We start from the raw sequence: 12,755 nt of genomic DNA, 5'->3' as shown, positions 1-12,755 counted from the left end.
GGCCGCCCCGGAGGGCGGCCGATCCCAAAGCCGTCGCACCTGTTCAGCCTGAACCGTCCTATTTTGGCTTGGCATCCCCGATATGGGCAAGGATGCGCCTTGCGTCTGCGCTTCCTGCCTGCGCCGCCTTGGCCAGGAGGCGCCTTGCCTCGGGGATGTCTTGCCGTCCGCCGATACCGCTGGCGTTGCATCGGGCGAGATTGACCATCGCCTCCAGCGCGCCCATGGCCGCGCTCTTTTCGTAGAGGGCGCGGGCCTGTTTCAGGTTCTGCGGGACCCCCAGTCCCTTCTCGGCGAGTTCTCCCATCTTGTTGATGGCGGTCGGATCGCCGAGACCGGCGGCGCGCTGGTAGAGCAGATAGGCCTTCGCGGGATCACTGGCCGCACCTATTCCACGCTCTTGCTGCACGCCGAGACTGACGATCGCAGGGGCGATGTTCTTCTCGGCCGCCATCTCGTAATAGAATCGTGCAAGGGCAGGGTCCTTCACCACGCCGTTGCCGTTGTCGTACATCCACCCCAGTTCGTAGATCGCGCGCGCGTTGCCGAGCTCGGATGCCGTCTTGTAGCTTGCCACGGCCCCCGTGAAGTCGCGCGTGGCGAACAGCGAGCGCCCGAGCTGATAGTGCAACTGATCGGCGCCGGGGGACTGCTTAACCGCATCCGAGCACGCCGCAACCGCGTCCGCCGCCTTTGTATCCTCGCGCGCGTCACCCTGGCCGGCGGTGTCTTTTCTTGCACCCTCCAACGCGGCGGCGAGGTTGTCGCAGCGCCGCGCCACAGCGGGATCTGCCTGCATGACGGCGGCCTGCTTGACGGGATTGAGATAGATTCTGTCCCTGGAGAGCTGGCCATACATGTACGGGGTTTGTCTCTGCTGCGTTGCCTCCCGCACGTCGTCGCGGACGTTGCGAAACACGAAGTTGATCTCGAGATCGGCCTGAGGGAGATATTTCAGCAGCGCCGCCGCGAACACACTGTTGCGGCCTTTGCCTTCTTCAGCGATCCGGCCCGGCTCGGTGGGAAAGAACACCAGCGTATTGCGGGTCGGCGCACCTCTGGCAGCGGCGACGGAATCGCCACTGCTGCGGCCGTCGGATCTGGCTGGGAAGGGGTTTTCCCTCATGGCATCCAGGATCACCAGCCCGAGCCTGTGGGCGCGGGCGGCTCCTGCGATCGCCGCGGGCAACGGAATCGTGTCGGCACGGGACGACGGCAGTGTCGGGAGCCGCGCGTCGACCGGGATCAAATAGCCGCCGACGCCGGCGGCCGCGCTGTATCCGGCAAAATAGAAGATCGAAATGTCGGCGTTGGCGGACTTCTCGGTGAAGGAGCGGATCCCCGTTCGCAGATCTTCGAAGGTCGCATCCTTCCGCAGATCGACGTCGAAACCGAGGCCGGCAAGGGTGGTCGCGATGTCGTCGGCATCGTTGACAGGAGAGGCGAGCCGCAGCGCATCCCTGTAGTTGGAGTTTCCGACGATGAGGGCGACGCGACCACCGGCGGCTCTTGCATCCGCGCCGAAGAGAAGGCCTGTGGCGACGGCGATGAACAGACCCAGAAAGCGCAAGGCGAAGTCGCGTCCCTTAGTTGAGTTCCGAAACGGGATTTCGCGCAATCCAGTCGCGATAGGTGAGGAATTCGAGACCGAGCAAGCCATAGTCAACCTGTAGATACCCGTCCAGTCCTGGCGAAACCGCCGCCGGTACCCGCTGCGCGACTTCCTGCGCCATCACGCCGACATACAACGTCGCGTCCCCCTTGTATCGGTAGCGATAGAGACGAAGACCGCTGCCGGTCTGGCCGAGTGCGATGACGTCCTCCTTGAGGCGGACGTCGGAAGGAATTGGGATGCGGCCCACCGCATTCGAAGCGGCCGCGGACGCCGCTCTGCTGGCCGCGCTTGACGCCGCACTTGAGGCCGACTTGCTCGCGGCGTTTGAAGCTGCGGAGGAGGCGGCCCTGCTGGCCGCGTTTGAGGCTGCGTGCGACGCAGACGCACTCGCCGCGCTCGATGCCGCCCGGCTCGCGGCACCTGATGCCGCGTTGGCCGCTGCGGTGGCCGCAGCATTACTGGCTGCGGCCGAAACGCTGGCGCTAACGGCATTGCTGACAACGTTGCCGACCACGTTGCTGACAACGCCACTGACCACATTGCCGACGTTCTGGTTCACGCGCGCGACGACGCGTCGATATTCGCGGTTGCGAGCCTTCTCCTCTTCCGAGCGGGTGTAAGCCGAGACCAATAAGCCTCGCTTGCGTGCCTCTGTCACCGCGTTGACCATGCATCCCCTGGGATTTCCCTTGGACCGGCAGAGCTGGAACTGAAGCTGGACGTAGTCAGGGTATTTCTTGATCGACGTCGCGCATGCCCCGGCATCGCCGTCGAAGCAGGCGTTCACGTCGCTGTCCTGTGCCGTGCGCAGCATCAATTCGGTGGAATTGACGGGGCGTAGCGCGAGGTCGCTTCCCGGAGCCGGGCGGTTGCGGCGCGCGCTCGGATAGCGTTCGGCAAATTGGCCGACCACGCTCTGATCGTGCGCCTCCTTCAAGACATCCCATGCCTTCTCGACCGAGTCCGAACTGCTGGTGGTCGTGTCGGCCGAAGCGAGTTGATAGCTCGCCGGCGGGGGCCCGGGCATATCGATCTGTCCACCGGCCTGCCCGGGCTTCGCTGATTTCTGGAGTGAGGCCAGCGTGACCTTTGCGTTCTCGACATGCTCGCCGTACGGATAGAGATCCAGATAGGCGCGGTAGGCCGCAAGCGACTTCTGTCGCTCGACGATCTTCCATGCATTTTCTTCCGCGGCCTTCAACTGCGCAATGCGCTCGTTGATCTCGACCGTATGCGAGCCGGCTGGAAACTGGTCGGCGAAACGTCGCAACGTCGCGATCTCGGTGGTCGAGCGGACGAATTCCCAGGCGACCTGTTCGGCATCTGCTCCGCCATCGCTCGTTGCAGTCGTGGCGTCGCCGTTCAGATAGATGTCCCCCTTTGGCAGGGTCCCGTAGATCGCGGGCTCCTGCGTCCCGGTCTCCTTCCAGACTTCGTCGTGAACGATCCGGAAAAGGTAGTTGATTTCGAGCTGAGGCGCTTCGACGTGGCGCAACAGTGAACCGGAGTAGGGGCTGTTGCGTCCTGAGCCGTCGCTGGCCGTGGTGCCTGCGGCGGCCGAGAAGGCAACGAGCACGTTGTCGTTGACTTCGACAGGTGCGAGCCCGCGTGCGCCGGCTGTCGATGTTGAGGAGCTCGGCGTACGGGACGTCGGCTCGCCCGCTCCCTTCGGCGGCGCCGTTCGCGAAGAAAGCGCACGCCCTGCGGCGGCGACCTTGGTCGTCTCGAAAGGATCGTTACGGCAGGCGTCCAGGACCACGAGGCCGATGATCTTCGGCATCACCGAAATATCGATCAGGGTCTCGAGATTGATCGCCTCGGCATAGACATCGATCTCGGATTTGATCTCGGCGTCCACTGGAATCAGCCAATTCTTTCCGTCGATCTCGACGCCATGGCCGGCGAAGAAGACCACGGCCTTGTCGGCCGTCCTCGCGGCGTTGCCAAACTCGATCAAGGCCTGCCGGAAATGGTTGTAGTCGAGGTCGGCGAGGTGCCTGACGGTGTATCCGAGCCGCCCAAGCGACGTGGCCATGTCGGCGGCGTCGTTGGCAGGATTGATCAGTTTCGGCACCTTGCGGTAGTCGTTGTTACCGATCACCAGCGCGATCTTCTCGCCGGCCGAGGCTTGCGGCTGCACTGCAAGGAGGATCGTCAGCGTTGCGAAGCCAAAAAGGATGATGCGTCGCACAAAGGTCAGGGAATGGGAAATGTCGCGCCGTTTTCGTCGGGCGTGGATTCCGAAACAACCAATTTCAAACATCAGAAAGATCTCGAAAGTCGAAAAATACCGATCGGCGCACGAAGCAAAATTGGCAGCTCTTTCTACCTCAATATGAGGTGGGTGACGACATCAAAGCCCGTCCCTCAACGATTCCGTGAACCGACACCGGTCTCGCCTTGACGAAAGGCTGCGGGCGGTGAGCGGTGAAACCAATAGCACCGCGGCCGGGTTGACGTGAGTGGCCTCGGCCAGACGAATGTTTCGGAGACCCCCAATTGACGCGAATATCTCGGTCTTTTCGCACGCCTATTCTGGCCCTTGGACTGCTTTTGACGCTGTGCGGCGCAGCCCGCTGCGACGATCCCGCTGAAGCGTCGCGGGAGTCGATCATTCAAGGCGTTCGGGACGACGTGCGGCGGCACATTCGCGAGCAGGCAATGCGCGAAGAAGCTGCGCGCTCTCGACGAGCCGAGGTCAGCCAAGCCATCACTCGTCGTGCTGCGAAGAAGCGAAAGTAGGTGCGGACCAGTCGATCGCGAATTGAGGTCGGTCCCTCCTGTTAAATTAGCCGGTTCGGCGACAGCCGTCGTCACCCAACCGGGTGAATGGTGCAGCCTCTAGACGATACCGTTCAAGAGGGTCGAAAGCACGGCGACAAGCTCAGCCTGTCGATGGACCCCAGTTTCGCAAAGGCGCTCTTGAGCTGTGTCCTCGACGTCTCCTTCGAGATGTTCAGCGCGCGTCCATCTGCTCGAGTCGACAGCCGCTTCTCCGAAGGCGCTCTCAATTGTGCGCAAGTCCGATTTCGGCATTGCAAATTCGTTTTTCAAAATCTACTTGGACGATAAATTTGAATAATGGAAGTTGTCTAGGTGTTTCCAGGCGCCGAGTGCGTAGCATGCATTGTCTGTTATTCAAGCTCAGGGGGGTGTTGCAAACAGGCATCAGGTGGAGTGTTTCGCGAACATGCACTCTGAATCACCCAATCGGGTGAAGACGCTTGAGCTTCGGCGCTAATAGTTTGCAGCATGTCGTTCCGCGGGAGTAATTCCTCCGCGACGATACTGGGGCCAAAGGATTGGGGGCTAACTGAATATCATGAAGCTTGGATTTCTCCGTCGCGGCTTTGCCGTCGCTTTGCTTGTTGTTCTTTGTTTGTTTTCGGTGCGGCCTGCATCGGCCCAGTCGGGACCCAATATTCCGCAGGAAGTCACCACCAACGTCATCCAGAACATCATCCAGAATGTTCGTGACCAGATTCAACACCGCAGGGTCGTCCCTTCGCCTGGAGCGTTGCGCTTCAGCGGCGAGACGTCGGACCTCGATGGCCGCGATCCCTTTGCTTCGAAGGGTGTCAGCAATCCGTTCAGCGCGCTGGCCTATGCCAAGGCTCCACCGCTTGCGGCACCACCCGTGGCGGCCTGGCTCTATGGCGTGAACCTGGTCGGCAGCGGCGACAGGGCGCAGACGACCGGCACTGACGTCAGTGTCGCGACCGTGACCGGCGCATTCGACGTGACCAAGATCGGCATCTTTACGACCTCCGACGCGCTAAGCTTCATCGGTACGGGATCCCACTCGTGGGTGCACAGCTTCACGGCAGGCTCTGTCTTTGCGGGGCCTTTGGCGACCGACGGCTCGATTCCATCGACCTCCGGCACTCTCTCTTACATCAATGGCGGCTTCTCGGCGGACTTCACGGCCCTCGCAAGTTGGACTCACAACACGAGCAATGCCATCGGCGCGATAGCTGACACCAGCGGCGTGGCATACACCGTCAATGGCCAATACCGCTTCGACTTCCCCTACACGGTGTGGTTCGAACCGACGGCCGGTGTGACCTTCTCGGAGACTTACACGGCGAACTTCGGTACCAAGACCGGCGACTCGACGGAAGTTCACGGAGGTGCTCGCGCTGGTTTCGAGACGAAGTGGATCGGCTTCACGGTCCAGCCCTCCGTGTCCGCTCAATACTATGAGATCGTTGACGCGAGCGGCGCCGCTGGCGGGGTTCTGGTCGGAGGCGCCTTGGTAGGTGGTACCGTAGGCACGTATGGCGTGCGTGGTTCGGGCAAGATCAACGTGCTCTGGACGCCGCAACTTTCATCTTACCTCGAAGTGCACGGCAGCAGCATCACCCAGCCCAAGACAGGCTTCCCAGTGACTGGCGGCGCTGGAACCTCGATCGCGGGTACGCAGGCGGGGCTTCGTTACACCTGGTAACGCGGTTTGGGATGTTGGAGACAGATGTCCGCCTCGCAGGCGGGCATCTTTTTTTGCGGTCGTCTTGCGTATGTTAAATCGTTGGACGACTTCTCGGAGGCCATCTTCCCGCAGGCTTCAAACCAAAAAGGCCGCCCGGAGGGCGGCCGTTTGGTACCAAATCGGACCTTTTCGCAGTCAGCGAATCTCGGACGTGCCCACGCTCGTCACCACCACCGGCTTGCCGGCCTTGATCACGTGGGTCGACTGGGCGGTCTGGCTGTAATCGGCGTTGGTGCGGGCTGCGATCCCGAAACCGGCCACCGCAATGCCGGCCACCAGCGCCACCACCACGATCTTCAGGTGCGTCGCACGATCAGCAGAGTGAATTGAGTGGTTCATCTGAGCCTCCCGACGGGCTTTGCCGCCGTCTATGGCTCTTCTTCTAAGGACCGTCTGTTTCCGGATGGTTTCGCGGGTTCCGCAAAATGGTTTCATCTGCCCGCCCGGCTGGTTTCACCGGGCGGCGGGATGCGGGCCGGCCTCAGGCCGCGGCCCGGCCGATATCGTCCCGGATCGCGCGGGCGGCCCAGACGAACAGCAGGGCGCCCAGCATGGTCGTGACCGCCGCCGAGAGCAGGGAGTAACGCACGGCGTCAGCGCCGTAACTCCCCTTCAGGGCATCGTTGACCATGCCGACGGCGAGCGGGCCGACGCCCTGGCCGAAGCAGGTCGCGGTGAGCGCGATCAGCGCGGAGGCCAGCGCCCGCATGCTCGGCTTTGCCACGGTCTGGGCGATCGCGAAGATCGGCCCGAGGTGGAAGCCGACCAGGAACGAGGTCAGCGCCAGCATCGCCACCATCATCGCGAAATCTTGCGTCAGCATGCACAGCGCGAACACCGGGCCGGCGAGACCCGAGGTGATCGCGGGCGCCCACAGCTTCCAGCGGTCGTCGCTGCGGCTCACTAGCGCCACCACGAAGCCGCCGAGCAGGGTGCCGGCCATGCCGGCCAGTCCCTTGAAGGTGCCGGCATAGGTGCCGATCTCGGCGCTCGACAGATTGTGCACCCGGGCCAGGAACGGCGGGATCCACGCCGCGGTCGCATAGTTCGTGTAGGTGGTGAGGCAGAAGCCGATCAGCACGATGACGAAGCTCCGCTGCGAGGCCAGGAACCGCAGCGTCGGTCCGAGCGGTTCGGGCACGAAGCTTTCCTGCATGGCGCCGCGCTTCGGCTCGGAGATCGTCAGCCACAGGACCAATGCGAGCAGGATGCCCGGCAAGCCCGCGACATAGAACGCCATCCGCCAGCCATAGTGCTGGTTGACGTAGCCGCCGACGAAATAGCCGAGGAAGACGCCGAGATAGGTGCCGATGGCGTAGATGCCGAGCGCGCGCGGGCGCTCGTTCTTGGCAAAGAGATCGGCGACGATCGACTGCGAGGCGGGCGAGCCCGCGGATTCGCCGATGCCGACGCCGATGCGGGCCAGCGCCAACGAGGTCACGCTCGAGGCTGCGCCGCACAGCGCCGTCATCGCGCTCCAGAACGCGAAGGCCACGGCCACGATGTTGCGCCGGTTGAGCCGGTCGGCGACGCGCGCGATGGGGATACCGAGCAGGGAGTAGAACAGCGCGAAGCCGAAGCCGGCGAGCAGGCCCATCATGGTGTCGCTGAGCTGAAACTCCTTCTTGATCGGCTCGATCAGGACGTTGAAGATCGTGCGGTCGAGGAAGTTCAGCGCGTAGATGATGGTGAGCAGCCCCAGCACGTAATAACGCCGCGCCGACGGCGTTGCCGCAGCAGTCGTTTGCACCGACACTTGTGACGTCACATCGACCATCGCTTCCCCCAATTTGTCTTTGTTATCGTTGTCGGTCCAGCCCTGATTGGAGCTGGCAGCTTCACGCGTCGCGGATGTAATTCCCCGCTTCGAATTCGACCGGCGCCGCGTTTGCATCGAACGACACGCCGATCGGGTCGCGATCTGCCTCCATCGCCTCCAGTTGCTCGCTCAGCATGCGCCGGATCATCAGGATGCCGCGGTCGCTCTGGCCGAAATGCTCCTCGGAGTGAACGGTCACCCCGCCCTGGCCGACCTGGGCTTCGTAGTCGCCCGGGAATTGCTGGTGCTCGGCCTCGGTCATGTCCCACCAGAATTTTCCGTTGAACTTCGAGCGCATGCGGCCGATGTCGCCTGATGTCTTGACGCGGCCGGCGACGTAGATGCGGAAGGAGGTATCGTCGATCGGCAGCGTCCAGCCGATCGACTCGACGCGGGCGAACTGCGCCACGCGCGGATTGGGCACGACGCGCAAGGTGGGGAGGGCGGCTTCGGTGACGCGATAAAACACCTTGCCGTCATCTTGCTTGCGGATCGAGCGCACGGCAATCCCGCGCGGCGTCTTGTCGAACTTCACCTCCGGCATCGAGGCCATCATGTCAGTGAATTGCGGGCCCGAGAACGAGCCGTGCAGCACCGGCACGTGGTAGGGATCGACCACGTTCTCGAAATGCTGGAGCCAGTTGCAGGGGATCACTGCCGGTCCGCCGCCGCCGATCGAGGAATCGTCCGCCTCGACGAACTCGCCGTCGTCCATGTTTTCGAGGCACTCATAGCGCGGCAGCACCGGGCGTTTCTCGGCCGGGCCCATATAGGCGAAGATCAGCCCGTAGCGTTCCTCGACCGGATACCAGGGCTGGCGCACCTTGTCCTTGAACTGGCCGCCGTCGGGCTCGCAGGGCTGCTCCAGGCAGTGGCCCTCGGTGTCGAACTTCCAGCCGTGATAGCAGCAGCGGATGCCGTCCTCCTCGACCTTGCCATAGTAGAGCGTGGTGCCGCGATGGCAGCAGCGTGCGTGCAGCAGGCCGGCGTGGCGATGCTTGTCGCGGAACAGCACCAGATCCTCGCCCAGCGCGCGCACCTTCTTCGGGGTGTCGGTGGCATCACCGACGAGCCCGACCGGGTGCCAGAAGCGGCGGAGCAGTTCGCCCATCGGCGTGCCGCGCGCGACCGAGGTGAGTTCCGTGCGCGTCTGCGCCGGCTTCATCGCATAGGCCGTGCCGAGATCGCGATCCCGCTGGGTGATGGTCATGCTGGTCCTCCCGCTGTGGGCCGTGCTGGCTGGCCTTTTTGATGCCTTGCCCCCAGTGAAAAATAGTTCGATGACAATGTCAACGATCATCCGAATGCCTCTTAGTCGCATTCGGATGAGGTGGGAGGCGGCTTGCCTTGAGCTTGGGACTTGCTTCGGGCTTGGGCTTGGACTTGGGCTTGGCAGGCCACCGCTTTCTTGGCACAGGTGGATCATGAACCAGACACCGAGGGATGGGTGGACGACGCCCGAGGCGGACGAGAGCGAGCCGGCGCCGATCACCGTCATGCTGTCGTCGCGGCTGATGGTGCTCGCCAATCTGCTCAAGCGCGGCGCCATCCTGCGCTACAAGCGCCTCACCGGATTGTCCTCCGTCGAGTTCGGTCTCGTCGCCTCGCTCGGCCGGCGCCCGCCGATGAGCGTGGCGCGGCTCGCCGAGGCCGTCGGCCAGGACAAGGGACAGATCAGCCGCGCGCTGGCCAATCTGGTCTCGCGCAAGCTGATCGCGAAATCGGCAAATCCGAAGGACAGCCGCGAAGTGCTGGTCTCGCTGACCGCAACGGGCCTTGCCGCGCATGATGCGATCGTCGAAGGCGCGCAGGAGCGCAACCGGCGCCTGCTGGAACAGCTGAGCGAAGCCGAGCTCGACGCGCTGCTGCGGCAGATCGATCAGCTCAGCGCGATTGCCGCCGAGATGCTCGAGGCCGAAAAGAATTCGCGCTGATGTCTCGGAAATCCCTGGAAATAATGGATCGTTTCTAAGAGTCTCTCTAAGAAGCTTTCAATTAGGGAAATCGCACGCCCTCACATAAGCGTCACCTTTAAGCGCATGCCGTCCCGGGACAGGCGGCATGATGCATCAAACATGCAGCTTTGGGGTGGCGCGTTGAACAGTCTTGGAATGCTGCGGTCCGCCGTGTTGGCGACCGCGTCGGCTTGGGTCTTGGTGCCGCAGGCATCGCTCGCACAATCGTCTACGCAGAGTGGCGCACAGAGCCTGCCGTCGGTGACCGTCACGGCGCCGGAGGCGCGCCGCCGCGCACCCGCTTCGGCCGTGCGTAGCGCGCCGCGGCGGGCGGTGCAGGCCGCCAATCGCAACAAGCCGCAACCGCAGCGCAATGTCGGCTTCGTCGAGACGCCGCGCGGGCCGGTGAATGGCTACGTCGCCGGTCGCAGTTCGTCAGGCACGAAAACCAACACGCCGATCATGGAGACGCCGCAGGCGGTCTCGGTGATCGGCGCGGAGCAGATTCGCGACCAGAAGCCGAACAAGCTCGACGAGGTGTTGCGCTACACCGCCGGCGTGCGGGCAGGGACCTTCGGCGCGGATACGCGCAACGACTGGTGGCTGATCCGCGGCTTCAAGTCCGACGACGTCGGGCTGTTCCTCGACGGCATGCAGCTGTTCTACACGTCCTATGCGAGCTGGAAGCTCCAGACGCCCAACATGGAGCGCGTCGAGGTGCTGCGCGGCCCGTCGGCGGTGCTCTATGGCGGATCGAGCCCGAGCGGCATCGTCAACGTCATCAGCAAGATGCCGCCGGCCGAGCCGATCCGCTACGTCGAGACCGGTGTCAACAATTTCGGCAACGCCTATGTCGGCTTCGATGTCGGCGGGCCGGTCGCGACGCTAGCCGAGAACGGCAAGCTGTTCTATCGCGTCGTCGGCCAGGTCCAGAACGGCCCGACCCAGGTCAACTTCACGCCGGACAACAACTACTTCATCGCGCCGTCGGTGACCTGGAAGCCCGATGCCGACACCACCTTCACGGTGCTCGCCTCCGCTTCCCGGCAGGAAACCCGCGGCATCAACTTCCTGCCTTACCAGGGCACGGTGACCAACGCCCCCTTCGGCAAGATCCCGACCAGCTTCTTCGCCGGCGATCCCAGCGTCGACAAGTTCACGCGCGAGCAGAAGATGCTCGGCTACCAGTTCGAGCGCAATCTCACCGACGATCTGACGTTCCGGCAGAATGCGCGCTTCGCCCATGTCGACGTGACCTATCGCGGTTACGTCGGCAATGGTTGGGCCGACGTCAACACGGCCACGCTCAACCGCTACAATTGGTATGCGAAGAACACTGCCAACCAGGCCGATCTCGACAACCAACTGGAGTATCGCTTCGACACCGGCCCGGTGAAGCACACGATGCTGTTCGGCGTCGACCTGAAGGGCTACCAGATCGACGATTACCAGCTCTTCGGGGGCGGCGTGCCCTCGATCAACGTCTTCAATCCCACCTACGGATTGAGCGACATTCCGTTCGCGGGCGATCCGTTCCGAAACTTCCGGATCACGCAGAAGCAGGCCGGCACCTATCTCCAGGACCAGATCAAGCTCGGCAATTTCACGCTGGTGCTGAGCGGCCGCAATGATTGGGTCGAGACCACCCAGGACAACCGCTTTACGGGCGCCACGGTTGCCAGCCGCGACGACAGCAGGTTCAGCGGACGCGCAGGCCTCATCTACAATTTCGACAACGGCATCGCGCCCTACGTCTCCTATTCGACGAGCTACAACCCGGTCATTGGCTTGAATGCCAGCAACCAATTGCTCTTGCCGGAAACCGGCAAGCAGGCCGAAGTCGGCTTGAAAGTGCAGCCCAAGGGCTTCGATGGCTATTTCACGGTTTCGGCTTTCGACCTGAAGCGCCAGAACGCGCTGACGACCGATCCGTCGAATTCATTGCTGCAGAACCAGACCGGTGAGGTGACCTCGCGCGGCATCGAGCTTGAAGCGGTGGCCAATGTTACGAAGGAGCTGAAGCTGATTGGCGCCTTCACCAGCTATCACATCTTCACCAGCAGGGATCTCGATCAGACGCTGATCGGCAAGACCCCGACCAACACGCCTGAGATGCTGGTCTCAGGCTGGGCCGACTACACCTTCAAGGAAGGACCGCTGACGGGGTTCGGCTTCGGCGGCGGCGTCCGCTACGTCGGCTCGTCCTGGGCGGACACGGCGAACACCCTCGAGGTTCCCGCAGTGGTGCTCGGCGACCTCGCGCTCCACTACGAATGGCAGAACTGGCGCACGGCGCTCAACGTGATCAACCTGACCGACAAGGTCTATGTCGCGAGCTGCGCCTCGGCCTCGTCCTGCTTCTACGGCGACCGCCGGCGCATCACCGCCAGCGTCTCCTACAAATGGTGAGGCAAATGACGAGGACGGGCGAGGGCAGGCCATCGTGAAGCTGTGCCTGTCGGGCCTCGGACCAGCCTGATCTCGACCGGTCTGTCTGCTTCGCTGACGGTTACCGCTGATCTTCCATCGGGAGATTGATGAGCTCGCGGGCGATGCCCCCGGCCCGGAGCTCATGCGAGCGCGGCGCGTGCGACGCCCCGGCAAGTCGCCGACGCCGCGCTCGCGGCCCGTCCGGGTGCGCCAGCCGACGCATTCGCCGGACGAGCCCCGGTCCCGTCGTGATGCATGGCTCGTCCGACCATCCGCGCCTGTGGATACGTGTCTTTCTTGCACCGCGGGCGCGACCATCACCGGCTCCCCTGGCTGTGCTGCTCCGAGGAAGGCGCAGCCAGTATGTCACCCGGGTGACGCTGGGCGCCTGTCCTCGTTGTAGATTTTGCCGCGCGGCTTAGATAAAGTGAGCTTCCCCAACAGCGG

Annotated in this window: 8 protein-coding genes; 3 read left to right on the top strand and 5 right to left on the bottom strand. The window is 63.3% G+C overall.

Translation table 11 applies throughout. From position 1 onward, the window contains the following. Positions 1–58: 58 nt before the first annotated feature. Positions 59–1,570, bottom strand: coding sequence for a caspase family protein (locus XI09_RS42245; protein ID WP_271572230.1), 1,512 nt, complete (start codon positions 1,568–1,570; stop codon positions 59–61). A 16-nt stretch (positions 1,571–1,586) separates the two neighbouring features. Further along, a complete protein-coding gene (locus XI09_RS42240) occupies positions 1,587–3,878 on the bottom strand; it encodes a caspase family protein (protein WP_271572229.1) in 2,292 nt (763 codons plus the stop codon). A 1,059-nt stretch (positions 3,879–4,937) separates the two neighbouring features. Between XI09_RS42240 and XI09_RS42235 the strand changes: the two genes are divergently transcribed. Further along, positions 4,938–6,062 (top strand): hypothetical protein, encoded by a 1,125-nt coding sequence (locus XI09_RS42235; protein WP_271572228.1) that lies wholly within the window; start codon positions 4,938–4,940, stop codon positions 6,060–6,062. Between the two features lie 177 nt (positions 6,063–6,239). Here XI09_RS42235 and XI09_RS42230 read toward each other — a convergent pair whose 3' ends face one another. The 3 genes from XI09_RS42230 to XI09_RS42220 all read right to left on the bottom strand — a co-directional run bounded on the left by XI09_RS42230 (position 6,240) and on the right by XI09_RS42220 (position 9,133). Continuing rightward, complete coding sequence (locus XI09_RS42230; protein WP_271572227.1) at positions 6,240–6,443, bottom strand: hypothetical protein; 204 nt, start codon at positions 6,441–6,443, stop codon at positions 6,240–6,242. A 142-nt stretch (positions 6,444–6,585) separates the two neighbouring features. Continuing rightward, entirely contained in the window at positions 6,586–7,881 is a 1,296-nt protein-coding gene (locus XI09_RS42225; protein ID WP_271572226.1) for a spinster family MFS transporter, read from the bottom strand. Between the two features lie 61 nt (positions 7,882–7,942). Next, a complete protein-coding gene (locus XI09_RS42220) occupies positions 7,943–9,133 on the bottom strand; it encodes an aromatic ring-hydroxylating dioxygenase subunit alpha (RefSeq protein WP_271572225.1) in 1,191 nt (396 codons plus the stop codon). 214 nt (positions 9,134–9,347) lie between these two features. On the opposite strand from XI09_RS42220, the gene XI09_RS42215 reads away from it, so the two are divergent. After that, positions 9,348–9,857, top strand: coding sequence for a MarR family winged helix-turn-helix transcriptional regulator (locus tag XI09_RS42215; RefSeq protein ID WP_271572224.1), 510 nt, complete (start codon positions 9,348–9,350; stop codon positions 9,855–9,857). 177 nt (positions 9,858–10,034) lie between these two features. Then, entirely contained in the window at positions 10,035–12,287 is a 2,253-nt protein-coding gene (locus XI09_RS42210; protein ID WP_271572223.1) for a TonB-dependent siderophore receptor, read from the top strand. The last annotated feature ends 468 nt before the right edge of the window (positions 12,288–12,755 follow it).

It is taken from the genome of Bradyrhizobium sp. CCBAU 11386 (assembly GCF_028128955.1).
Lineage (GTDB): Bacteria > Pseudomonadota > Alphaproteobacteria > Rhizobiales > Xanthobacteraceae > Bradyrhizobium.
This window is presented reverse-complemented; position numbering and strand designations above follow the sequence as displayed.